At 44.0% G+C, this 25,317-nt stretch carries 23 protein-coding genes, 2 tRNA genes, 1 other RNA gene and 1 other annotated feature; of the genes, 5 read left to right on the top strand and 21 right to left on the bottom strand.

Annotated elements, in window-relative coordinates:
• Positions 1-30: 30 nt before the first annotated feature.
• Genes Q7J41_RS09705 through Q7J41_RS09685 form a run of 5 tightly spaced genes read right to left on the bottom strand, consistent with a single transcriptional unit; the run spans position 31 to position 1,933 of the window.
• Positions 31-198 carry a hypothetical protein gene (locus Q7J41_RS09705; protein WP_304887530.1) on the bottom strand — a complete coding sequence of 56 codons (168 nt, stop codon included), beginning with the start codon at positions 196-198 and terminating at the stop codon, positions 31-33.
• Positions 180-434: a hypothetical protein gene (locus tag Q7J41_RS09700; protein WP_304887529.1), complete on the bottom strand. Its 255-nt coding sequence runs from the start codon at positions 432-434 to the stop codon at positions 180-182. Before Q7J41_RS09700 ends, Q7J41_RS09705 begins: the two co-directional genes overlap by 19 nt.
• A gap of 2 nt (positions 435-436) precedes the next feature.
• On the bottom strand, positions 437-1,474 hold the full coding sequence (locus Q7J41_RS09695; protein WP_304887526.1) for a phage replisome organizer N-terminal domain-containing protein: 1,038 nt from the start codon (positions 1,472-1,474) through the stop codon (positions 437-439).
• Positions 1,455-1,730: a helix-turn-helix domain-containing protein gene (locus Q7J41_RS09690; protein ID WP_304887524.1), complete on the bottom strand. Its 276-nt coding sequence runs from the start codon at positions 1,728-1,730 to the stop codon at positions 1,455-1,457. The genes Q7J41_RS09695 and Q7J41_RS09690 overlap by 20 nt, the downstream gene beginning before the upstream one ends.
• An 8-nt stretch (positions 1,731-1,738) precedes the next feature.
• Positions 1,739-1,933, bottom strand: a complete 195-nt coding sequence (locus Q7J41_RS09685) for a helix-turn-helix transcriptional regulator (protein ID WP_304887522.1) — start codon at positions 1,931-1,933, stop codon at positions 1,739-1,741.
• Between the two features lie 136 nt (positions 1,934-2,069).
• On the opposite strand from Q7J41_RS09685, the gene Q7J41_RS09680 reads away from it, so the two are divergent.
• Positions 2,070-2,603 carry a helix-turn-helix transcriptional regulator gene (locus Q7J41_RS09680; protein WP_304887520.1) on the top strand — a complete coding sequence of 178 codons (534 nt, stop codon included), beginning with the start codon at positions 2,070-2,072 and terminating at the stop codon, positions 2,601-2,603.
• Between the two features lie 574 nt (positions 2,604-3,177).
• The gene (locus Q7J41_RS09675; protein WP_304887519.1) at positions 3,178-4,326 is read left to right on the top strand and encodes a site-specific integrase; all 1,149 of its coding nucleotides are present in this window, start codon (positions 3,178-3,180) and stop codon (positions 4,324-4,326) included.
• Between the two features lie 107 nt (positions 4,327-4,433).
• Here Q7J41_RS09675 and Q7J41_RS09670 read toward each other — a convergent pair.
• The 4 genes from Q7J41_RS09670 to Q7J41_RS09655 all read right to left on the bottom strand — a co-directional run bounded on the left by Q7J41_RS09670 (position 4,434) and on the right by Q7J41_RS09655 (position 7,176).
• Positions 4,434-4,525, bottom strand: a tRNA-Ser gene (locus tag Q7J41_RS09670).
• Between the two features lie 45 nt (positions 4,526-4,570).
• Positions 4,571-4,659: transfer RNA gene (locus Q7J41_RS09665), tRNA-Ser, on the bottom strand.
• Positions 4,660-4,743: 84 nt separating this feature from the next.
• Complete coding sequence (locus Q7J41_RS09660; protein WP_304887518.1) at positions 4,744-5,805, bottom strand: branched-chain amino acid aminotransferase; 1,062 nt, start codon at positions 5,803-5,805, stop codon at positions 4,744-4,746.
• Positions 5,806-6,099: 294 nt separating this feature from the next.
• Positions 6,100-7,176 (bottom strand): 3D domain-containing protein, encoded by a 1,077-nt coding sequence (locus Q7J41_RS09655; protein ID WP_304887517.1) that lies wholly within the window; start codon positions 7,174-7,176, stop codon positions 6,100-6,102.
• Positions 7,177-7,476: 300 nt separating this feature from the next.
• Between Q7J41_RS09655 and mutY the strand changes: the two genes are divergently transcribed.
• Complete coding sequence (mutY, locus tag Q7J41_RS09650; RefSeq protein WP_304887515.1) at positions 7,477-8,592, top strand: A/G-specific adenine glycosylase; 1,116 nt, start codon at positions 7,477-7,479, stop codon at positions 8,590-8,592.
• Between the two features lie 84 nt (positions 8,593-8,676).
• Here mutY and amrA read toward each other — a convergent pair whose 3' ends face one another.
• From amrA to Q7J41_RS09615, 7 genes are all read right to left on the bottom strand, one after another.
• Positions 8,677-10,110: an AmmeMemoRadiSam system protein A gene (gene amrA, locus Q7J41_RS09645; protein ID WP_304887513.1), complete on the bottom strand. Its 1,434-nt coding sequence runs from the start codon at positions 10,108-10,110 to the stop codon at positions 8,677-8,679.
• 27 nt (positions 10,111-10,137) lie between these two features.
• Complete coding sequence (gene eno / locus Q7J41_RS09640) at positions 10,138-11,427, bottom strand: phosphopyruvate hydratase (protein WP_304887512.1); 1,290 nt, start codon at positions 11,425-11,427, stop codon at positions 10,138-10,140.
• A gap of 161 nt (positions 11,428-11,588) precedes the next feature.
• Positions 11,589-11,783, bottom strand: coding sequence for a DUF6440 family protein (locus Q7J41_RS09635; protein ID WP_304887510.1), 195 nt, complete (start codon positions 11,781-11,783; stop codon positions 11,589-11,591).
• Positions 11,784-11,925: 142 nt separating this feature from the next.
• Complete coding sequence (locus tag Q7J41_RS09630) at positions 11,926-13,155, bottom strand: phenylacetate--CoA ligase family protein (RefSeq protein ID WP_304887508.1); 1,230 nt, start codon at positions 13,153-13,155, stop codon at positions 11,926-11,928.
• Between the two features lie 58 nt (positions 13,156-13,213).
• Positions 13,214-13,466: a binding site (T-box leader), on the bottom strand.
• A gap of 141 nt (positions 13,467-13,607) precedes the next feature.
• Positions 13,608-16,259 (bottom strand): bifunctional acetaldehyde-CoA/alcohol dehydrogenase, encoded by a 2,652-nt coding sequence (gene adhE, locus Q7J41_RS09625; RefSeq protein ID WP_304887506.1) that lies wholly within the window; start codon positions 16,257-16,259, stop codon positions 13,608-13,610.
• Between the two features lie 480 nt (positions 16,260-16,739).
• Positions 16,740-17,675, bottom strand: a complete 936-nt coding sequence (locus Q7J41_RS09620) for a LysR family transcriptional regulator (RefSeq protein ID WP_304887504.1) — start codon at positions 17,673-17,675, stop codon at positions 16,740-16,742.
• Between the two features lie 167 nt (positions 17,676-17,842).
• A complete protein-coding gene (locus Q7J41_RS09615; RefSeq protein ID WP_304887503.1) occupies positions 17,843-20,119 on the bottom strand; it encodes an ATP-dependent helicase in 2,277 nt (758 codons plus the stop codon).
• A 112-nt stretch (positions 20,120-20,231) separates the two neighbouring features.
• Here Q7J41_RS09615 and Q7J41_RS09610 point away from each other — a divergent pair, with 112 nt between their 5' ends.
• Positions 20,232-20,537: a hypothetical protein gene (locus Q7J41_RS09610; protein WP_304887502.1), complete on the top strand. Its 306-nt coding sequence runs from the start codon at positions 20,232-20,234 to the stop codon at positions 20,535-20,537.
• Positions 20,538-20,630: 93 nt separating this feature from the next.
• Here Q7J41_RS09610 and Q7J41_RS09605 read toward each other — a convergent pair whose 3' ends face one another.
• The 3 genes from Q7J41_RS09605 to Q7J41_RS09595 form a co-directional block, all read right to left on the bottom strand.
• On the bottom strand, positions 20,631-21,185 hold the full coding sequence (locus tag Q7J41_RS09605; protein ID WP_370651004.1) for a permease: 555 nt from the start codon (positions 21,183-21,185) through the stop codon (positions 20,631-20,633).
• Complete coding sequence (locus tag Q7J41_RS09600) at positions 21,182-21,658, bottom strand: permease (RefSeq protein ID WP_370651006.1); 477 nt, start codon at positions 21,656-21,658, stop codon at positions 21,182-21,184. Before Q7J41_RS09600 ends, Q7J41_RS09605 begins: the two co-directional genes overlap by 4 nt.
• Positions 21,659-21,801: 143 nt before the next feature.
• A complete protein-coding gene (locus Q7J41_RS09595) occupies positions 21,802-22,572 on the bottom strand; it encodes a methyltransferase domain-containing protein (RefSeq protein ID WP_304887498.1) in 771 nt (256 codons plus the stop codon).
• A 122-nt stretch (positions 22,573-22,694) separates the two neighbouring features.
• Between Q7J41_RS09595 and Q7J41_RS09590 the strand changes: the two genes are divergently transcribed.
• Positions 22,695-23,555, top strand: coding sequence for a LysR family transcriptional regulator (locus tag Q7J41_RS09590; protein WP_304887496.1), 861 nt, complete (start codon positions 22,695-22,697; stop codon positions 23,553-23,555).
• Between the two features lie 105 nt (positions 23,556-23,660).
• Here Q7J41_RS09590 and Q7J41_RS09585 read toward each other — a convergent pair whose 3' ends face one another.
• Both Q7J41_RS09585 and ffs read right to left on the bottom strand, forming a co-directional pair.
• Positions 23,661-24,800, bottom strand: a complete 1,140-nt coding sequence (locus Q7J41_RS09585; RefSeq protein ID WP_304887494.1) for a 1-propanol dehydrogenase PduQ — start codon at positions 24,798-24,800, stop codon at positions 23,661-23,663.
• Positions 24,801-25,012: 212 nt separating this feature from the next.
• Positions 25,013-25,278: signal recognition particle sRNA large type (gene ffs / locus Q7J41_RS09580), an RNA gene on the bottom strand.
• Between the last annotated feature and the right edge of the window lie 39 nt (positions 25,279-25,317).

The raw sequence follows: 25,317 nt of genomic DNA, 5'->3' as shown, positions 1-25,317 counted from the left end.
CGGTGTTGCGCATAGGAACGGCTTTTTTCTTTACCAGGCGATTACACCGGCAAGCTTTAATCCTTCTGGTGCTTTTTTATTTTTGTAGATTTTCATAGTCATTTTTACTGCTTCATCTTTTGACCCAGCCATAACATTTAAATCCATAGGTATGACACGACTGTTTTCGTTAAAATACATTACCGTAACTTTGAACATGTATTTGCCCTCCCTTCCACAAAGGCCTGCATAGTTATAACAGGCCATGAACCATCATTTTTTACCACTATTTGCCCCCCTAGCAGCTTTTCACTGCTAAGGCCACATAAAACATCATCCAGGAAATCAAGAGCCGATAAAACCGCATCACTTGGGTTTTCAATACTCATCAGTGCATTTTCTGCCATATGAATTCCTTCTTCAATAAGTTTCAGTTCTGTGTATTGAGTTCTCATGTTTAATCCTCGCTTTCTGGTTCATCCCAACTGCAATATTCACCGCTAATAATCTTTTCCCATTTTTCAGCCATCAGCACCCAATTGAGGATTAAATCAAATTTAGTGTCTGCTTCACCCATCAAGTAATTACTGTCAGTGATGCTATCAAATAAATCGTTAATTGTATCAACATGATCCTGACCATCGCCAAATTGTTTTACATTCTCATCCAGCTTCTGTATTTGCTTTTTGGTTAATCCCTTTATGGGTGGTGTGACTCCTAAGTTATTCCATAACTGAACAAAATGATTAATATCTCCATCGCTTAATGAAATATCATTTTTTTCAGATGGAGGGGGCGGAGGAGACGGAGCTGACTCAGGGACTAAGGGGACTAATCCTTTTTCAGGCTTAGTGTGCTTATTGACTTCTGCGATTTTGGCCAGCCGTTTTTTTTCGAGTTGCTGTGCCTGTAGATTTATATTTAAGTCTGAATCTAAGTCTAAGTCTCGCTCTCGCTCTTTATTTAAATCTGTATCTGAATCTTTATTTAAGTCTGAATTTAAGTCTTTCTCTTTCTCTGTGTTACCATTTGTTTCAGGAAGTAACTCGCCCGTTACACTGTCGTCACTCATTGGCACATCGTCGTTACCGTCCGTTACTGTGGTGTTACATTGTAACGCTTGCTTAATTTTTCTGTGTTTACGGACTCTTTCGGCGCTTTCACTTTCGCTACCAATGAGCTCTGGTGTCCTGGTCAAGAAATACAAATCACCGTCAATTGTTAATAGCCCATTTTTAATGCAGAAATCAATGGTTTCCTTGATTAGTTCCGGATCTTCGTCCAGTTCAAGGGCCAGCTGTTCAAACATACTTTCTTCTGTGGCTTCGTATACCAGATAGCCTATGCTATCCATTGCCAACAACAGCATTCTTAGATAAACAAACATACAGCCTAAGCCGTTATCTAGCTTGAGCATCTTTCTTATTACCCGGTCACTGAAAAAGTTTTCCTTCAGCTTTAGCCAGTAATATTTTTTAACTTTCGTTTCTGCCATGCTCCCCCCTCGTTGCTTCCCGTGATATAAATTCTCTAAATTCGGCCTTCGGGATTCTTATAGCCCTGCCTATGAAAATGGCTGGGAAGTCCGTTCTATGGCAAAGCTCATACATCTTAGGCTTACTGATCCCTATTAAATCCGCTGCTTCTTTAACTGAATATGTCAATTTTTCACTCATGTTATCACCATCCTTTTGATTTAAATTTTCAATACACTTTTCCGATAAGTCCGGTTCTGCCGGAATCATTGCCATGGCCCCTGCTATTCTTCGATAATATCCATAACATTTACGTTCAAGCCTTTTGCAATTCTGACGATTGATTTCATTGATCCGCTCTTACCATTAACTAAAGCATTTACTGTTGATCGTGACATACTAGCAATCAAAGCAAGATCGCCCTGATTCAAATCTTTTTCAGCCAATAAGATCAGAACTTTATTTTTATTTAACTTCACGTATACGCCTCCTAACGTTTTGCAATTGTAGAACTTTTCTATATTTTATTCTACAATTGCAAAAATGTCAATATTTTATTTTGCAATTGTAGAATTTATTGAAGCATGATATAATCAATTTAATGGAGGTGAAACAATGGGAGTTGGAAAGAATATTAAGAAAATTTTAGATAATAAAGGCATGAGAGTTTCGGAATTGGCGGAACTAACTGGAGTGCCCTACGGAACTTTACATGCAATGATTAAGCGCGACAGTGACGGAATAAATTTAAAAACACTTCAAAACATTGCAGAAGCTTTGGGTTTAGAATTAAGTGAATTAACAAGAGTTGATTATCCATTCAAAGATAATAATTTAGCGAAATACCGTGAAGAAATGGGATTAACTGCCGAAGAACTTGCCGAAAAACTCGACATGAATATTGATCGTTATACGATGTATGAAACAGGCGAGCTCCCAATGCTCACGGAGTACTGGGACGTAATAGAAGTTATGTACAAAGAGAAAACAGGCAAGGAACTTGAAACTCAATATAACAGGCCATCATTTGAAAAGCCGTCCAGAGAAGCGGATCTTCTCCACCACTTCAATAAATTAAATGAACCCGGCCAGGATAAAGCCGTGGAGAGTGTAGAGCTGCTGACAAAGGTACCAGAGTATAAGAAATAAAAAAAAGACCCGGTTCGGGGCCTTCGGTATTGGTGGTCGAAAATTCGGCTGCGAGATCGGCCCAAAATTCGGCCAATGTATTAGAGCCGAAAATTCGGCTGTACTAAAATAGGGGTGTGCTCAAAATTGGGCAGCCTCCAAATCTGGGTTTTGATAGGTGCCCTTAAAATCCAAGGGTTCATGGAGGGCATAGGTAACTTGACTATACCCTTGCAAATCGCATACCGCTATTTGATATCATCCAAACCGGATGGTATCAGGGCGGAATTTTCCGCTATGATATACCTACAACCGCATTGCCACAAAATAACCCTCTGACAGCCTCATACAGCCGTTTTTATTGGGTGGTGCTTATGTTTGTACCTGTGGGATATTGCCGGTGGGTGGTAAAACACAGTATACCCTAATTTAAGATGACCGCAATTTTGCGGAGAGGTATCCGCAAGTCATGGATACCCTTAAATAAGGTCTTACCAATTTGGGAACACCTTTTAAACCGGATGTGCAGATCATGTACATCTGAAAAGTGCATAGTGTGCACTTTAGAATTAATTTTAAGAAAGGAAATATTAACATGGCACGTAAAAAAGAAACACGTAACGCCCACGGATCCGGCACAATTCGCCAACGTCCAGATGGTCGCTGGGAAGCCCGGGCCACCGTCGGCACCGATCCGGCCACCGGCAAGGCAATCAGAAAATCGGTCTACGGCTCCACACAACAGGAAGTCAGGAAGAAAATGAACACCATCACCGCTGCTATTGATAACGGGGAGTACAAAGAACCGTCCAAATTGACGACTGAAGACTGGTTAAAGATCTGGATTAAAGAGTATACCCTTAACCTGAAACCCCTCACATTGAGGTCGTACCAGTCCCATATTGATAACCACATTACCCCTACGCTGGGTAAAATCAAAATATCGGTTCTGGCTCCGCATCATATCCAGAAATTTTATAATGGATTGAATGACGATTATTCAGCCAAGACCATCAAAAACATTCATGGGGTGCTGCATAAATGTTTGGAACAGGCCACAAGGTTGGGGTATATCAAAACGAACCCGGCTGATTTCTGCAAATTACCAAGGCTGGTTAAGGCCCAAATAACCCCCATGGATAAAACCATTGTCCCGACATTTTTAAAAGCCATAAAGGGCCATCAGTTTGAAAATATATTCATTGTGGATATCTTCACCGGATTACGGCAATCTGAAATTATCGGGTTAACCTGGGACTGTATCAACTTTGAAACCGGTACTATTAATGTATACCGTCAGTACCAGAGGTTAATTGGTTCTTATCAATGGGCTACCCTAAAAAACGGCAAGACACGGCTTATTAGACCGGCAAAATTGGTTATGGATACTTTGAAGGCTGAGAAGATAAAACAGGCGGAAAATCGACTGAGGGCTGGTTCAGCGTGGGAGAATGATGAAAACTTTATCTTCACCAACGAGATCGGGGAGTATATTAAACATCCCACATTATTGAAGCATTATAAAAAAGTTGTGACTGGGATCGGCTACCCTGAATTACGGTTCCATGATCTGCGCCATGCTTTCGCTGTCCTGTCATTGCAGGCCGGGGATGATATTAAAACCGTCCAGGAGAACCTGGGCCATCACTCTGCATCCTTCACAATGGACACTTACGCCCACGTTACCGATGCTATGAGAAAAGAAAGTTCTGATAGAATGGAAGCCCTGATCCAGAGCCTTTAGGGGTCAAAAAAACCTCTAAGGGGTCAATTTAGGGGTCAAACCCATTTCAGGGCATAAAAAAAACGCCGTTAGATGGCGTTCTTATCAGTTTTCTTATTAAATTTAAATGGCGGAGAAGGTGGGATTTGAACCCACGCACCGCGTTAACGGCCTATACCCTTAGCAGGGGCACCTCTTATAGCCACTTGAGTACTTCTCCAAAGGTAATAATGCATAATTGTTTATTCAATTCTCTGGCATTTGATGGCCGAGAGGGTGGGATTCGAACCCACGTGGGCTTGCACCCTAACGGTTTTCAAGACCGCCCCGTTATGACCACTTCGGTACCTCTCGTAATTCAAAATGCAAGACTAATATTACCAGTGAAAACACATATTGTCAAGTGGTTTGTTAAACTTTTTTGAATTTTTTATTTTTTTATAATTTCACGATCCAGTTCAGCGGATCTTCCCGGTTACCGGTCTGAACATCGTACAGAGTATCGTATATTTTTTGGGAGTATTTTCCTATTTTCCCGTCGTTAAATGTCATTTCCGCATCTTTCCATCCGAGGGTGCCAATGGGCGAAATAACCGCGGCTGTGCCAGTTGCAAAAACTTCTGCAATTTTCCCCTGCTGATAGGCTTCATACAACTCGTCGATGGTGATCCGGCGTTCTTCTACCGTTTCTCCCCAGTGTTTCAATAATTCGATGACGCTTTTTCGGGTGATCCCGTTTAAGATGGTTCCTTCCAGAGAGGGGGTCACAAAAACGCCGTCAATCAAAAAGAACACATTACTGGTTCCCACTTCTTCGATATACTGTCGTTTTTCACCGTCCAACCATAAGATCTGTTCAAAGCCCATCTCATGAACCTTTTCCTGAGCCGCCAGACCGCCGGCATAATTGCCACCGCACTTGGCTTCGCCAGTACCACCACGAACGGTTCGGGCATATTCTGATTCCACATAAATACGGCTGGGTACCATCCCGCCTTTATAGTAAGATCCCACCGGAGACATGATAATCATAAATTTGTAGCGTCTGGAAACCCGCACCCCGATAAAAGGATCGGTGGCAAAAACAAAGGGTCGGATGTAAAGCGATGTCCCCGGAGACTTGGGAATCCAGGCTTCATCCATCTTGACCAATGCTTTCAGCGCATCCAGCAAAAAGTCTTCATCGATTTGCGGAATACACATCCGGGCGTTGGAGCGGTTCATCCGTTTGAAATTTTCGTCGGGTCTGAAAAGCTGAACCTCACCTGAGGGAGTTTTATAGGCTTTTAAGCCTTCAAAAACTTCTTGAGCATAGTGGAGAACCATTGCCGACGGCATGATCTCTATGGGGCCATAAGGCTTAATTACGGCATCATGCCAACCAACACCTTCGGTATAGTCCATCTCAAACATATAGTCGGTGAATTCCACACCGAAGATCAGCGAATCTTCTTCTGGTTTATCCTTGGGGTTTACCGTTTTAACAATTTTAATTTCCATGTCTTCTCCTCCGAGTTCCATAGCAAAACAAGCGCTATTTCGTGTATGGGAGTAGTATAACAAGCTTTGTATACAAAGTACAAGTGTATTTTTTAGGAATAATGTTTTTTCGAAATACATCCCTGGTGGCTGTTTTTTTCTGTAAACGTCGTCTTTGTTTTACGGCTGGGATCTAACCATTTTTGCCACTTTATCAGGATTTATGGCGCCGCCAGCGCGCCCCGTCCCGGGCTTGTCATAAATAAATCCAGCAACAAAAATAGACGATGGTTTTACCCATCGTCCTGACTTTTTCTAGTCAACAAAGTAAATTTCTATGTTCTGTCTTCCCCATGATTCACATGCTGCTTCACTATCCATATAAATATCGATAATGCCATAGCCGACGGCTCCGCCCCGGTCTTCAACGGTATAGACTCCGCCAAGTGCGGGAATATAAACCTTCGTTCCAAAAGGAATTCCGCCCCAAGTTGCAATGGTCCGACCTGATTGCGGCACGGTTCCCGATGCAGTATTATTGCCAGTGGCGGTATAAGCAGTGGCACTGACGACCATGCTACCTTTGAAACCACTTTCCGGATTGATGGACGCGCTGCCATCCCCCGTTGCACTTTTTTCGACATTGACATTCCCGGTAACCGAAGAAACTTCCACAGCTTCAGGCATCACGATGGTTGTGGAGGGACCCACTTCAATGATTTCTTCCACCGCTGGCATGATCACTTCACAGGTGATGACTTCGCGGCTGACTTCAACGCCATTTTCATAACGGATCTTTTCTTTCTTGTTGGCTTTACCGTTCTGTCCGACCTGAACAACAATTCTCGTTCCGGCTGGCAGTTCAGCTTTTTCGACAATGGTCGCCTTCATCGGCACATCTTTTATGCCAGTTGATTCCACATAAGAAATCCGGGTTACTTTGATATCTCCGGTTTTCTCAGTTAATGGGCTGTTCAACCCCGGTTCGACCTTATCGTCCTCATCCGGTTTGACTCCATTTTCTTCCAGAACATCGCCAACTGTTACGCCGCCTGATAAGTAAGCAATGGTTTTTCCATCAACCAGGATCTTTCCGGAAATCTTCTTTTCAATTGTTACATCGATGACATCCTTAAACAAGGTCGTCAAAGGTGTACTGTATTTATATTCGTCGCTGACTGGAAGCTCATTGGCGATCAGCACTTCCTCCAGGGATTCGAGCAATTTTCCATTTGCAGTGTATACCTTGCCTTTGAAGTTAACCTCAACCTCTTTTTCAACGGTAAAAGCACTGGAAACACCTACCACCAGAAGCAGAATCAAAGCAATGATTCCGATCTTGACACCAGGATATTTCTTAAGAAAACCACCGGTTTCTCTCTCTCTATTCATAAATAATACCTTTCATTTTGTCTTAATTGCATAAATAAAAGTTACACATTCGTTACAGCAAGTTTACCACCCTACCCATTTTATGTCAAGTTTTTTGTGGCTTTTGAGGGTGCAAATGGTGACACCATCCCAATTACAAACCATGTTTTCGCCCATTCTAATGCCATAATGGGGGTTGGGGTAAATTCTTGTCCACGCTTTTTTTTGTTGATTTTACCCGGATAAGCTAGTTTTTAGGAAACTGTTCTATACTACATCTTGTGCTTTGAAATGAATGAATTTTAAACGAACGGAGACCTTATGATCGATACAAATAAAAATCAGCAGATAATTGAAATATTGCAGACTGATCTGCTCAAATGGTTTGAAAAAGCCAAGCGGGATCTGCCTTTTCGCCATACCAAAGACCCCTATTTTATCTGGATCTCGGAAATTATGGCGCAGCAAACCCAGATTGATACATTAATACCCTTTTATAACCGGTTTATCGATAACTTCCCGACTATTTTTTCTCTGGCCCTGGCCTCGGCAGATGAGGTCATTAAAGCCTGGGAGGGATTGGGCTATTATTCTCGAGCCCGAAACCTCCATCAGGCGGCTCGGTTGATTGTCTCGGACTATGACGGCATGATGCCGGATAGCTTTGCCGAACTGATCAAGCTTCCGGGCATTGGCCCCTACACCGGCGGCGCCATCGCCAGCATTGCTTTTAATGAGAAGGTTAGCGCAGTGGATGGCAATGTACTCCGGGTAATCAGCCGTTACTGCAACAGCTTTGATGATATCAGCGATGCCAAAACTAAAAAACGGATGACCCACTGGATTGAGAGCCTTCTGCCAGAAGCCGCCGGCGATTTTAATGAAGCCTTGATGGAACTGGGCGCCATTGTCTGCACCCCCCAAAGCCCTAAATGCCTGATCTGCCCGATCCGCAGTGGCTGCCAGAGTACTGCCGCCGGAACAACCGGGCAGGTTCCGGTGAAAAAGAAAAAGTCGAAGCAGCTCACCAAAAAAATGGAGGTCGGCATTGTCACCCAAAACGGCCGTCTGTTTTTTGTGCGTCGGCCAAATTCTGGCCTGTTATCGGGGATGTGGTCCTTTCCGATTGCCGAAACTGCGATCGGCAACGGTCAGGATATTAAAAAAAAGCTCGGAGAAAATTTCCCCGAGCTTAATAAACCGGTTTTTATTGGCACTAGCCGCCACGTATTCTCCCATATCATCTGGGAGATGTCAGTCTATGGCTTTAATCTGGACGGCATCGTCTGCGAAACAGCGTCCCACCCCTATCTGGTCTCAAATCAGCAGGAATCGCAATCCGATCGTCAAACTGCCTTTAAAGCCCTGTCCCAGATCGATGACCTGGCTCTGCCAGTCGCCTTTTCCAAACTTTTAGCGCTGCTCAAAACCAACTAAATGGACAACTGATAAACAGCGAACATCATTTGCTTTATGATCCGCTTCATCGTTTTGATATTATTATATAGAAGCGTTTAATGCTTACTGATGCCGGATCACCTGGAAGCGCTGCAACATCACATCGGTGTCGCTTTCAGGAATGCCGGCTTTTCTTTTGGCGATGGCAATCTGTTCTTCCGGGGTATTGACCCCCTCCAGATCGGGAAGCAGCAGGCCGCGGTGGAGATCCTTCTCAACAATGACGCCATACTTTTTGGCATCTAGCTCAGCTACACCACTTACCGGTTCTGGAACGCCTAACACATCGACCTTGATTTCCAGATCGATCAGCTCCTGCTCTTCCACCGGCATAAAGCGGGGATCATAGGTTGATGCTTCAATGGCATTGCGGATGATCTCCTGGGCGATGTTTTCCGTCACCGGGCCAGTGGTGCCAATGCACCCGCGCAGTTCGCCATGCTGATGCAACGAGACAAAAACCCCGGCCTGATTGTTTTCCAGTTCGCCAAGTACATCGGCTTCGATTTCAGCCTGATTTTTATAATGATCAAAATTCAGTTTTCGACCCCGCTGCACCCAGGTATTGATGGTTGCTCGAGCCAACGCCACAAAAGGACTTTCGTTTGAACGCCTTTCTTTATAGGAAAGCATTTTATCGGCTTCGTAGCGATCCAGCAGGCTGGGAATTTTTTCATCGGTCAAATCGATAAAGGCTGACATGTAGCCCACCCCAAAAGGGCCTTCATATGAAAACACCGTGGCTTCGGTATCCCGGCCGTCAGTGGCGCCCAATCCCATAATAATCGGTTTTAATCCGCACTGACCGGCTGGTTCGTAGACCTGGTGGGGAACTGTTAAAATAGAATAGTAATTCTTATCTTTGATGCCGTTGACAATATTTTCATCAAACAGCGGTCCCATCGGATTAAAAGCATAGGGTCCTTCATCCTTGAGACAATGGGAAAGATCTGCCGATGCCAGAATCATCGCTTCTTTACCCCGGGCTTCAATGGCTTCCCGGATCACTGTTCCCATTTTGTAGAGTTCGATCAAACTCAGTTCGCCAATGGTGATATGGACAATTTTGTAGGTGCGATAGTATTTTTCGATAAAATAAAGCGGCACCAGCACCCCGTGATCGATGTCCAGGCTGATTTTATATTCTTTGGCGATTTTTTGATTCAAGAAAATGGTGTGGCAATTGTTTTTCCCGAAGCCCATATTAAGTTCATCCAAAAGTCCCATATCGCAGTCTTTTTCCAGACTAATCTCCGGATGACCGAAATTACCCAGATCACCCTTCATCTGGTTTTCATAAACCACTGCCACCCCGTCACGAAAGACATTGCCGTGGGGGGTAATGCAGACAATCACTTCCGGCTTGATTTCGGCCACCTTCAGAGCCAGATCCCGCAGTCCCCGAATCGTTTTTTCCGCTTCATTTTCTCGACCTTCGCCAACCTCCGGTATCAAAACCGGCGGATGGCAGGCGATGCCCAATCCTTTTAAGTACATAGTCTCACTTCCTTATTTCTGTTTTCTTCATTTTATATTATAAAAAGCATCTTTCCCGGCGTAGTCGCTCAGGAGTCCCAGCTGTTCTTCAATCCGCATCAGCTGATTGTATTTAGCTACCCGGTCGGTACGGGATGGCGCCCCGGTTTTTATCTGCCCGGCATTGACCGCTACCACCAGATCGGCAATGGTGACATCTTCGGTTTCACCCGAACGATGGGAAACCACCACGGTATAGCCGGCTCGTTTGGCCATTTCAATGGTATCCAGGGTTTCCGTCAGGGTGCCAATCTGATTGACCTTGACCAGAATTGAATTGGCCACGCCGTTATCAATACCCCGTTTAAGCCGCTGGGTATTGGTGACAAAGATATCGTCACCCACCAGCTGGACTTTTTTCCCCAGTCGCTCGGTCATAATTTTCCAGCCATCCCAGTCTTCTTCATCGAGACCGTCCTCGATCGAAATGATCGGGTATTTACCAATCAGCATTTCATAAAACTCGATCATTTCGGCGGCGGTTTTTTCTACCCCTTCGCCAGCTAGAAAATACTTTCCAGTTTCTTTATTATACATTTCTGAAGCCGCCACGTCCATGGCCAACAGAACGTCTTCGCCGGGAATATAGCCAGCCCCTTCAATCGCTTCAACAATCAGCTGGAGCGCTTCCTCATTGGATTTCAGATTCGGGGCAAAGCCGCCTTCATCCCCGACCGAGGTGGCCATTCCTTTTTCGCCCAGCACTTTTTTAAGCTGATGGAAGATTTCCGAACCCATCCGCACGGCTTCCCGGAAATCCCGGGCACCCACTGGCATAATCAGAAATTCCTGAATATCAACGTTGTTGTCGGCATGTTCGCCACCGTTTAAAATATTCATCATCGGGGTTGGCAGCAGTTTGGCATTGACACCACCCAGATATTTATAAAAGGGCATCCCCAATGATTTTGCCGCCGCATGAGCAGCTGCCATGGAAATCCCCAAAATCGCATTGGCACCCAGCTTGCTTTTATTTTCGGTGCCATCCAGAGAAATCAGCACCCCATCAATGGCGATCTGATCAGAAGCATCCATACCGACCAGAAACTCCTGGGCATATGCGACGCTGTCCACGGCTTTTAACACCCCTTTGCCCTGATAGCGGCTGCAATCTTTGTCTCTCAGTTCCACCGCTTCAAAAGCCCCGGTGGAGGCTCCGGAAGGGACAATGCTGCGACCCATGGTTCCGTCTTCCAGCATAACATCCACCTCAATGGTCGGGTTCCCGCGGGAATCCAGTATTTCTCTGGCAAAAATATCTTCAATATAAGTATTCATATTTTCCTCCATTTTTTTATTTCTTCGGCACTTGTAAAACGGATCAACAGCGAAGCTCTACAGTACCCCTGTTCTTGTTTATACACCTAATTCAAGCAAATAAACTTTTGCCTACGAAAAAACCCTGAAAAAGAAAATCTCTTCCAGGGTCTGGTGCTATTTTATTTTTCAGGGGCAATTAAAGGTTCACCTTCCTCATCAATCAGAACAGTGAGTCCGCCGCCAAATTCATCATAATGGTATAAGTAATTGATTCCCGTTTCAGTATCTTCAATTACCTTACACCCGGAGGTCTCTCCAGTGGGTTCGTTGAGGACGATTTTAAATCGGTTTTTCTTTTGTTTTTTTGTTTTCATTTTTATCCTTTTCTCCTCTTAATCAAGGTGGGCGATTTCATTATAACCAATCCCAGGTAAAAAATCAATTTTTCAATGAAATTTTTTTTAATTATGGATTTTTCTAATGCCCGCTGGTCAGATATTTCTGCAGCTGTACACTTTAACTGAACCGACGATCAATGATCCTGACGCTTTTTTTCTCAGATCGGGGCAGCGATCCAAGGGCGCTGGCCAGGGGAATAACACTTAATCCTACCCGCGATTTAAACTGCCGTTTCACCTCATCTTCAACCGCTTTTTTATCAACCCCGTCAAGAATTTCGAAGGCCAGAACCACACAGTCTTTGCCTTCCTGATGATCCACGGTGGCCAGGTATTCGCTGCTGACCCCGGCCACGGTTTTTAACACTTCATCGATCTGGCCGGGATAAATATTGACGCCCTTGACCTTGACCATGTCGTCGGTGCGGCCGATAATCCGATCATGGCGGGGATGGACCGAGCCGCAGGCACAGGGACCAGGAATAAAGCGGGTGATGTCATGGGTGCGGTAGCGCAGCAGCGGTGCCCCCTCTTTCCGGAAGGTGGTGATTACCAGTTCCCCGTATTCTCCCATTGGTACTGGTTTTAGTGTTTCCTGATCGAGAATTTCAAAGTATAGATAATCCGACCAGTAGTGGAGCCCATCATGTTCGCTACAGTCGATGGAAATACCGGGACCATAGATTTCGGTGAGGCCATAAATATCAAATAGTTCGATGCTCAGTTCTTCGGCAATCCGACTGCGCATCTTATCGCCCCAACGTTCGGAACCGATCACACCCCGTTTCAAATGGATCTGATCACCAAGATTCTGGTTAGCCACCTCTTCGGCCAACAACAAAGCATATGAGGAGGTCGATGCCAGAACCGTGGCTTTTAAATCCACCATCATCTGCAATTGTTTCTGGGTGTTCCCCGGACCCATGGGGATCGCCATGGCTCCCATTTTCTCGGCCCCGGCCTGGAATCCGATACCGGCGGTCCAGAGACCATAGCCCGGGGTAATCTGGATCCGATCTTCCTCGGTCATGCCGGCATAGCGATAACAACGGGCGAACATTTCCGCCCAGTCGGCCACATCCCCAGCCGTATAGGGAATGATCACCGGCTGGCCAGTGGTCCCGGATGAGGAATGGATCCGCACCACTTCGCTGTCTGGCACTGCCTGCAAACCCAAGGGATAGGCATTGCGCAGATCGCCCTTATCGGTAAAGGGCAACTGCTCAAAATCCGCCATCGTTTTAATATCTGCGGCCACAATCCCCGTTTCCTTAAAACGTTGCTGATAAAATGGACTTTTTTCTTCCAGTCGCTTGACCAGACCTTGTAAATTTTTTAATGTTTCCATTGCTTTGTGCCTCTCTCTTTCAAATAAAAAAGACTCATCCTTTTATTGTCTACAACAATAAAAGGATGAGTCAAAATAACCCACGGTACCACCTTTATTCACAGGTTAACTTCAACCTGTGCACTTTATCTGCAAATGCTATCACATCTGCCATCCCTTAACGTTGATGAAACGTTGTGAAATACTCAGGCCTTGCCCTTTCCTCACACCCTCAGGTGCCCATTATGCCAGTCCGCTTTCTATCAGGCTTCCACCACCCCCGACTCGCTATTAATGCGCTGCTAACTTTACTCCACCATCACCGGTTTGTTTTTTCTGAGTATAGCCTTTATTTTTATTTTTGTCAAGGACAAGCCGGACAACCGCAAATAAAAACTCCCCCAGGAAATTTGGACAACCTGAGGGAGTATCTGATAGCGGTTTGATCTTATATTAAAACAGCAAGTGTGGTATCAATACCATTTAGATTCTTTACCATAATAAGCATTCAGGTACATTTCCCGAATTTCGCTCATGAGTGGATATCTGGCGTTGGCGCCAGTACATTGATCATCAAAGGCTTCTTCACATTTGAGATCCAGGTTATCCAAAAACTCCTGCTCATCAACACCAAATTCTTTAATCGATTTGGGTACGCCGATGCAAGCTTTCAGTTCTTCCACTTTAGCAATCAGACTTTCGAACTTCTCCTGATCGTTTTTACCGGGAAGCCCCAGATAGGAGGCAATTTCGGCATATCGCTGCATCGCCCGAGGATATTGATATTGGGAAAAGGTTCCCATTTTTTTAGGTGCTTCAGAAGCATTATATTTCATTACTTCGGTAATTAGCAACGCATTGGCAAAGCCATGGGCAACATGATGATGGGCCCCCAGCTTATGAGCCATGGAGTGACAAACACCTAAAAAGGCATTGGCAAAGGCCATCCCCGCAATCGTTGATGCATTGGCCATTTTTTCCCGAGCCTCGACATCATCCCGGCCATACTGATAGGCTCGGGGCAGATAATCAAATACCAGCCGGGTGGCTTTTAATGACAAAGGTTCGGTATAATCCGTTGCCAGCATTGACACATAAGATTCCAAGGCATGGGTCAGCACGTCAATTCCCGATGTCGCCGTCAGCCCTTTCGGTTGATCCATCATCATATTCGCATCACTGATGGCCATCGTTGGCAATAAGGAATAATCAGCAATAGAGTATTTTGTCTGGGTTTTCTCATCGGTAATAATGGCAAACGGTGTCACTTCCGACCCTGTCCCGGCGGTTGTTGCGATACAGACCATAATGGCTTTTTTGCCCATTTCCGGAAAACCGTAGACTCTTTTTCGGATATCCATAAAACGCATGGCCAGATCGGCAAAATCCGCCTCTGGATGTTCGTACATGATCCACATGATCTTGGCGGCATCCATGGCCGAACCGCCACCTATGGCAATAATAACATCTGGTTCAAAAGCGGTCATTGCTTCTGCTCCCGCTTTGGCGCATTCCAGGGTAGGATCTGGGGTCACATCAAAATAGGTAAAATGCGAAATCCCCATTTCATCCAACTGCGTCGTGATGTCTTTTGTAAAGCCACTTTTATACAAAAACGAATCTGTTACAATAAACGCTTTCTTCCTTTTATAAACACACTGTAATTCCTGTAGTGCCACACTTGTGCAACCCTTTTTAAAATAAACCTTTTCTGGGGTTCTAAACCAAAGCATATTTTCCCGCCTTTCAGCCACTGTTTTTACATTCATCAATTCTTTAACGCCCACATTACCAGAAACGGAGTTTCCTGCCCAGCTACCACAACCCAGAGTTAAGGAAGGCAGTAGTTTAAAGTTAAAGAGATCCCCGATGCCACCATGTGATGATGGTGTGTTCACTAAAATACGACTTGTTTTCATTCTTTCTTCAAAGACTTTTAACTTATCCGGTGCCTTTACGGTGTCAACATATAATACGGATGTGTGTCCCACCCCACCATCAACAACCAGTCGATCAGCGATGTTCACGCCATCTTCAAAATCAGCGCTCTTGTACACGGCTAGAATTGGCGATAGTTTTTCATGGGCAAAAGGTTCCTTGGTGACATCTAATTCGGTCACTTCACCTAACAGCACTTTGGCATCCTCAGGACACTCAAAGCCCGCCAATTTGGCAATTTGATACGCCGACCGGCCAACAATCTGGGCGTTGATGTTTCCTGCTGCATTAAGGATAATTTTTCTGACCATATCTTTTTCATTTTCATCTAAAAGATAACAGCCGCGTTTTCTAAACTCCAGGATACATTTCTCATAGATTTTCGCATCAATGACCACCGACTGTTCCGAAGCACAGATGGTTCCGTTGTCGAAGGTTTTTGACAGGATAATTGAGTTGACTGCCATCAATACATCTGCGGAACTGTCAATAATGGCAGGCGTGTTTCCGTTTCCAACTCCAATTGCCGGTTTGCCAGATGAATACGCCGATTTAACCATTCCCGGGCCACCGGTAGCCAATACCACATCAGCCGCTTTCATTATTTCCATCGACAGTTCAACCGATGGTTCATCAATCCAGGCGATGATCCCGGCTGGCGCTCCTGCTGCCACTGCTGCTTCTAAAACAATTCTGGCCGCCTCAATGGTACATCTTCTGGCTCCTGGATGCGGTGAAAAGATAATCCCGTTTCGGGTCTTCAGTGCAATCAGTGATTTGAAGATCGCTGTTGATGTCGGGTTTGTTGTCGGTATAACCGCTGCAATGACACCCAGCGGGGCAATGATTGTTTTGTATCCAAAGGCATGGGATTCTTCCAGCACACCACAGGTTTGGGTGTTTTTATAAGCATTATAGATATATTCCGATGCATAATGGTTTTTAATCACCTTATCCTCGACAACACCCATCTTTGTTTCTTCAACTGCCATCTTTGCCAAATGGATTCGCTTTTTAGTAGCTGCTGTGGCTGCCGCCAGAAAAATAGCATCCACCTGTTCCTGGGTATAGGTAGCAAATAATCGCTGGGCCGCTTTTACCTCTTCCAGTCGATGATTTAGACTCTCAACATTGTTCACGCTATCCGGTCTTTGGATCTCTATTTTCGCTTTTTTCTTATCTAACATTTTTATCCCCTTATTCTCACAATTAAGTTATATTCTCACAATAATTTCCATAATCCTTTTTCGAGCTTCGCCTTATCTGAAATTTACCATCTCATAAGAATGCTTGCATTTCTTGCAAGTATTCTTATTCGCCATGCATATTTTGGATGGCCACTCCAGAATATCCATGTTTTTTTTATAATCACCTCTTTCTTTCAGGTTTGACAACCGATTACACGTGTATTTTTTTATAATTAAACTGATTTCAGCAAATTTCTCTCTTCGCTTGGGGCTAATACTACCATCATCTTTTCACTTTTACAACGAAAACCGCATCATAGTCGCATATGCATTTAGTTGACGCAACATATCAAAAATGATATATTGCTCGACAAATCCCTTGGAACTGGGATTTTTAGCTTTTTACTATTTTCCATCATCACGATTGCCGATAAAAAGAGCCACCGATTTTCATCAGTGGCTCTTTTTATCCCGGCACTCTTAAAAATAGCACCCGTATTCTCTTGTTTTTTCTCTCAGTAAGTCGAGAAACTCTTTTTCACATTTTTTCTGGATATGATCCTCTTTAAAGATCATTACGTCCTTCATATACTTTGCAAAGGCACCACAGCGCATTTGAACCAGTCCATATTTATCCAAAACTTCCTGGGGCATTGGTGAAACCCACATAAAGGTATTGGGGATGGTATTTAGTAATTCAAACTGACTCCCCCGTTCATACAAGTAAATCACCTTATCCTGGGAGCGTTCTTCCCGATCATCCTCTGTCAAATCCACATAATCACCAGACGGCAAGCGGTCATCGCCATGGATGATCTCCGTGCAGCCTTTTAAATCGTCATAAGAGCGGATGTGCTTATCGGCGATTATACTCTTTTTCGAGGTTAGCAAAAGATAGTCAAATTCCAAAATCAGTCGATGCTGTAATTTTTTCAGTTTCAACAACGATAGATAATAACCTTCGTGCAGAGAATTGAACCGGATAATACCAATATCATATTGATAATCCAGAATATTTCGGATTGTTTTCATAGTATTGGTTTCATAATAGTGAATCCGCAACATTTTCTCTTCACTGAGTGAATTAATGTACTCCGTAAAGACTTCCGCAATGTAACAGGCCCGGGGAACCGATATTTTTATATTCATCCCTTTATCTGTCAGATCTGAGTATTCAGTTTTAAGATTATTGACCTGATCCTGAATTTCTTTTGCGTGATTTAAGAATCGCTGTCCTTCCCGGGTTGTGACCACCCCTTTGGAGGTTCTTTGAAAAATTGTAATATCAAACTCCTTTTCCATCTCTTTTACGGCCCGGCTTAAATTCGACTGTGCCACAAATAGCTTTTTAGCCGCCAAAGAGATGGATCCAAACTTATCAATTTCTATGATATACTGCAAATTCGTAAAATTCATCTACTCTTTACCTTCCCATCCAGTAAGTTATCAAACTATTTTCGTTATCAAATTAACACAATTACCAAAAAAAAGATATGAAAAAATGAATTAAAAACTTTCAGACAAACTGAACATCAACTGGAATCGTCATTTAATCGACCTTAACCGGCACTTATTTCTGATCATTATTTGATCACGCCGTTTTCCAGACAGACGGCCAGATTCATTTTCTTTTCCCCGGCCGCATCAAAATGAATGCTGGCAATGTCGCCGTTGCGGGTCAGAATAGTGCCCGCCCCAAAGCGCTGATGGGTAATAACCGTCCCGTTCTGATAAGCGCTCAGATCCATGGTGGACCCGCCGACTTGCCCGGCATGATAATCCTGCCATTTAACATGCTGACTGCCGAAACTTTCCCGCAGTCGCGGCGCCATTTTTTCTGCCGGGGACTTTTTCCGGGGCAGGCCATCGATCAAATAGGAAATAAATGGGGATGGTTTGATATCCTTTTCCCGGTGTTTGACGCACAGAAAAATCAGTTCCTGTTTGGCTCGGGTGGCTCCCACATAAAAAAGCCGAACTTCTTCGGCATAGGCCTTGGCATCTTCCAAGGTATTGGATACATTGGGGATCTGCCCTTCGGTAGCATCAATAATAAATACCTTTTCAAATTCCAGACCCTTACTGGAATGGAGGGTGGACAAGGTTACTCTCGGCATCTTCGCCTTTCTTGCCTGGGGCTCCTGAAGCTTTTCGGCCAAAACTTCCAGTTTATCAAAAAATTCCGGAAAATTGGGAACCCGGCCTCCGAGAATCTTCAGCACCGCCAGCTTCTGCTCAATGTTTTCTTCGGATTGCCCAGAACTGATTCGGAAATTCAGATAGGATCGATACCCCAGATCATCCAGAATCATCAAGATGCCTTTCTGGGGCGGAGCATTTTTTAGCTTTTTGAACCCGGCTTTGAGATCTTTCAGTCGTTTAACCTGCCAGGCTCGTTCGCCGCTGATCGTAATTAAGGCATCAAAGGCATTTGCTTTGGGTTTAATCAGCTGACCCAGCTGATTAATCGTTTCTCGGGAGATCGCCGCATCCATCTTATAGTAAACCTGGGTAAATAAATCCATATCTCCGGGATTAACAGCAAACTCATAAAAAAGGCGGATGTCCTTGATCAAAAAATGGCCAAAAAACTGGGGACTATGTTCCTTAATATGGTAAGCAATCCCTGCCTCATCGAGCAGATCAACCAGAGGAATGGCCGACTCGTTGTTGCGGTAGAGCACCGCAATTTCTTTACCCTCCCGTTTGATCGCTTCGATAATCAACTGGTATTGCGCTTCGCTGGATTTCACCCATTCCCGGGCAATCGGAACCCCGGTAAACTCGTTACTATTGGGAACCGCCATTTCTTTTTGATAGCGCTCATGGTTCAGCTTAATAAAGGCATTGGCCTTATCGACAATCTGCCGGGTGCTTCGGTAATTGGTTTCCATTAACAACACCTCGCCCTGAGGCCAGGTCTCTTTAAAGGCCAGCAGGGATTCGGGAAAGGCTCCACGAAAACCGTAAATACTCTGATCCTCATCCCCCACCATAAACAGGTTTCCTGTTTCCCCAGTTAATAGTTCAATGATCTTAAACTGAATCTTTGAGGTGTCCTGGGCTTCGTCCAAATGGATATAGGGGTACTTGTTCTGAAAAAAGGCCAACATTTCTGGATATTTTTTCAAGAGTCCCCAGGCGTATTTTAAAATGTCATCAAAATCCATCAGCTGTTCTTTGAGTTTATGGCTTTCATAAGCGTCATAGATTTGCAGGAAATCGACCTCCAGGGTTGGCAGCAGTTTGATTTCTGCCGCGGTCAGCATCATGTTTTTGCAGAAGCCAATCCGCTGACAGATTTCGCTCAATTCGATTTCCCCAGGATGCTCCTGAAACAGCTGCCGATATAGCTCCCGGATCACCGGGGTGGTATTACCCAGCACAGTGTGGGCGCGGCGGCGGTAACTCCTCTCATAGTGACGGATCACCCCCAGGGCAAAACTGTGGATGGTGCTGAAATGGAGGGTTTCGGCCTGAGCTTCCCCAAATAGTTTGGTATATCGCCCTTTAAGATCCCGGGCACCCATCCGGCTAAAGGTCAGGGTCAGGATCTCCCCCGGATCGATTTGCTCAACCTTTAGCATATAGGCAATCCGGTAGATGATCACTGTGGTTTTTCCGCTTCCTGGCACGGCCAGCAACAGACTCTGACCCTTAGTGCGAGCCACGGCTTCTTCCTGCTGAGGATTCAGTTTTATTTGATAGGATTGTTTAAAGGTTTCAAAGTTTTTCATGGCTATATTATAGCCGAAATCTTCTTTTTTATCCAGCCCAGACGCTATGAAGCCATCAAAATGGCCAACAGAACTAAAGAAATCAGGCCTTTCCACCCGATGATGCCACTGTTTTTTTGACATAATATCCCTTTTTACGTAAATTTATCTATTCTTCAAAAAAATAATCGTTATTCTTCTCAATAATCGGGTATAATTAAGCTATAAAATTTGAAATAGGGAAGGAGTTATTATTATGAGTTTTGAAGATGGCATGAAGGGGTTCACCTTTGGCATTATTTCTTTAATCTGTATTGGCGTCAACATCATTTTAAGTGCGGTTGGTCTGGGTACCATCGCCGGAATTGTCAGCCTGGCCGGTCTAGTTACTGCGATCATGGCTTTTATTTACGGCAAAAAAGAATTCGCTGCTGATCCGGATAATAAAAAAGCAAAGACCGGAAAAACAATCGGTCTAGTTCTGATTATTATCAACATCGTCTTTACCGTTCTGGCAATCATCGCATTTATTGCACTGATTGGCTTAGCCGCAGCAATGTAATTTTATTAATTTTTACGCAATATTTACCACTAAATTGAAAGACACCGTTCATCAATGAACGGTGTCTTTTTTACGCCACGGAGCAGCGGTAGCTTATTGATTCATCTTTCTTGCCAGTTCATAAATTTGATGCTCATCATCATCGGTGAGGATTTTTTCCATCGCAAAAGCAATAAACAGCACCCCAAAAACATCCATAATAAAACGAATCAGGGTAAATTTGATTCCTAAGGACGATACTTCAAATAATAATAGCGGTATTTTCATTGAGGCCCAGGCTCCAACAATAATCCATACGTTGGCCAGTCGGCTGCCCTTATTAAGAAACACACCCGCTACCGGAAAAGCGCCGTAAAGCGGACCTGCTGCGGCTGATCCGAGAAAAAAGCCTAACAGTATGCCTACTAATCCGGAGTCTTTTCCCATATATTTTACCATCGTTTCCTTTTTAACCCAGACATCCAATAATCCAATTAAAATAAAGATTGGTGGCAGCACGCCTAACATCCCTAAAATGTTTTCCAGCGCAGCTCCATAAATCTTTATCCCCAAAGCTGGTTTAACTACCAAGATAATCAGTGTGACAAGAATCATCACACTGAGAAAACGGTAGCGTTTCAACATTTCGATGCTTTTCTTGTTCATCATAGCAACACCCCCATCACAATCGCAACCAAAATTGAAAAAACAAAGCCCATTCCATTTCTTAAAATTGTTGCTTTTTTACCGAAATAAAGAAACTCCATGGGCATGGTCACAACCCCCACCATCATCAGGCTCGATACAAAAGCCCCAATCTGCATCATTCCGGCACCATTTTCCAAAAGCGCAGCCGCCAACGGGAATGCGACAAAACCCGGGATCAGGGTAACCGAACCGATAACAGCGGCAATCAAAACCCCAACCCAGCCGGAATCCGCTCCAATCAGCTGGGAAATCTGCTGTGCTGAAAGAATGTTGAGCAGGATCCCGATAAAAAGAATGATCCCCAAAAATTGAGGCATTATATTGGCGAAGGCTTTCCACGCCTTTTTCAATGCCAGGATGGTATTTTCCCTGCTTTTCACAAAGGAAAATATTAATCCGATGGCTGCCAGTCCATAAAAAACTAATGTCATTATCATCTCTTTTTCCTCATTTCCAGTTGTCTTTTTCGGCAACGCCAAACTTTAGTTCATTCTTCTTGATTGTGCCAAGCCCCGACCGATCTTGATGTTAAAACACTTTTTATTTTTAACTTTCGTATCCGTTCACCATCATTGCACTATTTTGTCGAAATGAAAAAAATCCGCTTGAACTCAAATAGAATCTTACCGTTTTTTTGAACATTATACCCTTTTTTAATTTCCTGCAATACTTTTTTATAGAATTCCGCCTTCTGCGACGCCGCAAATCGATTTGCATAGGGTCTTAGCCCCGTACTCATACAGAATTGCAAAATGTCTTCATGCGTATTCATAATATGAAAATAATTTGTTTGCCACAATTCAATCCTTGAAAAATGATTTGTCAATTCATTGTAATAAAATCCTGGAGAATAAGATCTAAACAAATCTTTTTCAATGCCCTTGAAAATCTCCCCATCATAGGTCTTTACTGCTTCGGCAATGCATCCGGCAATGGTCATGGCCGAGAAATAGGGTATCTGAACCGCCAATATTCCTGCCGGCATCAGAATTTCACTTAAATTCCTGATCACTTTTGCCTGATCTTCAAACCATTGCAGGGCCGCATTCGAAAAAACCAGATCAAATTTCCCTAAATCTTTCAGCGGTTTGCTGCAATCTCGTTCCAGCCAGGTTACCTCCTTAAGGGTTTCTCTTGCTTGTATTAACATTGATGGCGACGAATCGGCACCCAGAATTTCCGCTTCTTTGAATCGATTTCGTAAAGGCAGGGTACTCATTCCCGATCCACAGCCAATATCGATTATCCGTTTAAATGAATCCCCTTCGATTCTGTTTACCAGATCCACTGAAGGTTGTGCTCGTTCTTTTTCAAATTGACGATACAGCGTTACATTCCAGTCTTCCATCTTTTTGTCCTCCCGAAAATTCTTTTTTTTAATTGATTGTTTTATTATAGCGGATACTATATAATTTGTGAAATAGATCTTATTGATCTTATCAATTCGAAATTATGATTACAGGAGTTCTCATGGATACCCAGTACTTAAAAACATTCATTCAGCTATCATCCACTAAAAATTTTACCCAGACCGCAAAACTGCTTTTTGTGGCCCAATCCACCGTCACCAACCGGATCAATGAGTTGGAAAAAGAGCTTGGCAAACAGTTGTTTGTCCGCGATAAAAAAAAGGTTGCCTTAACCGCCGAGGGGCAATTATTTTTAGGCTACGCCAAACGTCTCCTGGAACTCGAGGAAAGTGCCATCGAACAAATCAATACCCCTGATTTCAGCCGCAAGCTGATTCGTTTTGGGACGACCAATTCCATTTATGAAAATTATCTATATCCGATTATCCGTTCGGTGTTATCCAATGATTTAAATACCGCCACCAGAATCGTCATCAATCATTCCTTCGAGGTGCTTTCATTTCTTCAGGACGGTTTAATCGACATCGCCTTTACCTATATTCCTTTTACTAAAAACGGCTATATCTGTATGCCCTTTAAAGAAGATGAATTGATTCTGGTGACGAGCAAAAACAATCCCGCTTTTGCCGGTGGCATTGCGCAGAAAGATCTGATCGCACTTGATTATCTTTTCTGCAATTTTGCCCTTCAGAAAGTCGGGCTGTTCATCCGCGAATTATTCCCACCCCATCATCAATTTAAATTTGAAATTGATAACAGCAGTAAACTGATCCCCTTTTTATTAGACGGTATCGGCTACAGTTTTTTGCCCAAAAGTCTGATTTATCAATATCTTGAGGATCACTCGCTAATCTCAATTCCATTATTGGATTTTAACACCCCCACCATCAAAAGCTATTACACCTATAAAGATGACGATTCCTTTGTTTTGAGTAAAATCATCCCCCTGATTGAGGCTTGATGCGTTATCGAAATAGCCGCAATCAAAAAAAACACCCGGTTGAAGACTTTTATGGTCTTCTATCGGGTGTAATTCTTTGTTCTTAATTTAATTGAAACTGTTTATTTAGACGCCGTAGTAGGCCTGATCCATCACACCTTTAAGCTTTTCGCGGGTTACGGCCACCGGGTTGGTGGTGGTACAGATATCATTCATGGCTTTGTCCAGCATTTCATCCCGGGCGCCCAGATAATCTGCCTCGGAAACCCCGAAAACCTTTAGCGAAACCGGGATATTTAATGACGCACTAAGGGCGACTACACTGTTGTATAGGGTTTCGGTCGCATTGCCGGAGACGTTCAAAATGCCAGAACCGCTTAACAGTCGGGCATACTGATGCTGAACCTTGTCGTCCTGACCGTTAAATTTAATCACATAGGGCAAGACAATGGCATTGGCCAGTCCGTGGGGCAGGTGGAAAATCGCTCCGAAGGCATGGGCAATACTGTGGGTAATTCCCAGACCGGCACTGTTAAAAGCGATCCCGGCCATACAGGAGGCAATCTGCATGCTGCCCTTGGCTTCCAGATCCGAGCCATTGACATAACTGGGGTAAAGGCTGCGAAATACCAGCTCTACCGCCTTGTTGGCATAACACCGGGCAAAAGGATTGTTCTGAGTGGAAATAAAGGCTTCGATGGCATGGGTCATAACATCCATTCCGGTGGCTGCTGTAGCGCCGGCTGGGACACTTTCAATCAGTTGGGGATCAAGGATGGCTTCATCCGGCATCATCAGGATATCGGTTAAAGGAATTTTGGTATTCTTTTGTTTATCCGTGATAACCGCATATTCAGTTACCTCAGAGCCGGTTCCAGCGGTCGTCGGAATGGCAATAAACATTGGCTTATGAACATAGCGATCTTCAAAGAAAATCCGTTTGAAATTGACGCAATAGAAAATTATCGCCTTAGCCGCATCAATTACCGAACCGCCGCCGATGGCAATCAGGGCATCCGGCTTGTTCATAATAATATGCATCAACCCTTTTTCCACAATTTCGGTGGACGGATCGGACTCAATATCGGCAAAAACGTGATAGGTAACGCCTTTAGCATCCAGTTCATCGGTTAATTTTTTTAACAAGCCAAACTTGACCATCCCCTGGTCGGTGGCTATACAGACATTTTTGAAATTATGTTTCTCAATTTGTTTCAGGGAACCTTCCCCATAATAAATTGCTGGCTTCACTTGAAAAAATCGCATGGGTTTTTCCTCACATTCTAAATTTTATTCGATCCGTCGATACGGAAACACGCTCATAAACGCTTTCGTTTTATTATAGCAATAATAATTATTGAAATATAGGTTATCCCTAATTTTTATTCCATGATGACCATTAAGTATCATAATTTTACACCAATGCAAAAAGTCTATTTAATGCCAAACTCCGTCTGGCATTAAATAGACTTTTTTTGTCGTGCACCCCATTTCGACTACCAACTTCCAAGCGTTACACAGGCAGTTAGCTCAAATCAGATGATCCTCCGGCACATAGAAGGTCTTACTTACCGCTGCTTCATTCCTGACCTGACGGGGTTCATAAGTTTCTATTGCGAAGGGTCCAACTCTCAACGCCACTTTCCTCTGGCTGACCTCAAACCTTGGCGCCTCGATGGGGAATTCAACCCTGCTACAGCGGATTGCAGGTTACAAAGCACCGCTAACTCTCCGTCTAGCACGACCTAGTTATTATAGCTTATTAATTTATAATTGACAAGAA

The organism is Acetobacterium sp., assembly GCF_030652775.1.
Classification (GTDB): domain Bacteria; phylum Bacillota; class Clostridia; order Eubacteriales; family Eubacteriaceae; genus Acetobacterium.
Note: the sequence above shows the minus strand (reverse complement) of the source record. Positions and strands in the feature narration are given on the sequence as shown.

Coding starts and splice junctions, on each gene's coding strand:
- Q7J41_RS09705 (WP_304887530.1), bottom strand. CDS start 198: ATGTTCAAAGTTACGGTAATGTATTTTAACGAAAACAGTCGTGTCATA.
- Q7J41_RS09700 (WP_304887529.1), bottom strand. CDS start 434: ATGAGAACTCAATACACAGAACTGAAACTTATTGAAGAAGGAATTCAT.
- Q7J41_RS09695 (WP_304887526.1), bottom strand. CDS start 1,474: ATGGCAGAAACGAAAGTTAAAAAATATTACTGGCTAAAGCTGAAGGAA.
- Q7J41_RS09690 (WP_304887524.1), bottom strand. CDS start 1,730: ATGGCAATGATTCCGGCAGAACCGGACTTATCGGAAAAGTGTATTGAA.
- Q7J41_RS09680 (WP_304887520.1), top strand. CDS start 2,070: ATGGGAGTTGGAAAGAATATTAAGAAAATTTTAGATAATAAAGGCATG.
- Q7J41_RS09675 (WP_304887519.1), top strand. CDS start 3,178: ATGGCACGTAAAAAAGAAACACGTAACGCCCACGGATCCGGCACAATT.
- Q7J41_RS09660 (WP_304887518.1), bottom strand. CDS start 5,805: ATGGAAATTAAAATTGTTAAAACGGTAAACCCCAAGGATAAACCAGAA.
- Q7J41_RS09655 (WP_304887517.1), bottom strand. CDS start 7,176: ATGAATAGAGAGAGAGAAACCGGTGGTTTTCTTAAGAAATATCCTGGT.
- mutY (WP_304887515.1), top strand. CDS start 7,477: ATGATCGATACAAATAAAAATCAGCAGATAATTGAAATATTGCAGACT.
- amrA (WP_304887513.1), bottom strand. CDS start 10,110: ATGTACTTAAAAGGATTGGGCATCGCCTGCCATCCGCCGGTTTTGATA.
- eno (WP_304887512.1), bottom strand. CDS start 11,427: ATGAATACTTATATTGAAGATATTTTTGCCAGAGAAATACTGGATTCC.
- Q7J41_RS09635 (WP_304887510.1), bottom strand. CDS start 11,783: ATGAAAACAAAAAAACAAAAGAAAAACCGATTTAAAATCGTCCTCAAC.
- Q7J41_RS09630 (WP_304887508.1), bottom strand. CDS start 13,155: ATGGAAACATTAAAAAATTTACAAGGTCTGGTCAAGCGACTGGAAGAA.
- adhE (WP_304887506.1), bottom strand. CDS start 16,259: ATGTTAGATAAGAAAAAAGCGAAAATAGAGATCCAAAGACCGGATAGC.
- Q7J41_RS09620 (WP_304887504.1), bottom strand. CDS start 17,675: ATGAATTTTACGAATTTGCAGTATATCATAGAAATTGATAAGTTTGGA.
- Q7J41_RS09615 (WP_304887503.1), bottom strand. CDS start 20,119: ATGTCAAAAAAACAGTGGCATCATCGGGTGGAAAGGCCTGATTTCTTT.
- Q7J41_RS09610 (WP_304887502.1), top strand. CDS start 20,232: ATGAGTTTTGAAGATGGCATGAAGGGGTTCACCTTTGGCATTATTTCT.
- Q7J41_RS09605 (WP_370651004.1), bottom strand. CDS start 21,185: ATGATGAACAAGAAAAGCATCGAAATGTTGAAACGCTACCGTTTTCTC.
- Q7J41_RS09595 (WP_304887498.1), bottom strand. CDS start 22,572: ATGGAAGACTGGAATGTAACGCTGTATCGTCAATTTGAAAAAGAACGA.
- Q7J41_RS09590 (WP_304887496.1), top strand. CDS start 22,695: ATGGATACCCAGTACTTAAAAACATTCATTCAGCTATCATCCACTAAA.
- Q7J41_RS09585 (WP_304887494.1), bottom strand. CDS start 24,800: ATGCGATTTTTTCAAGTGAAGCCAGCAATTTATTATGGGGAAGGTTCC.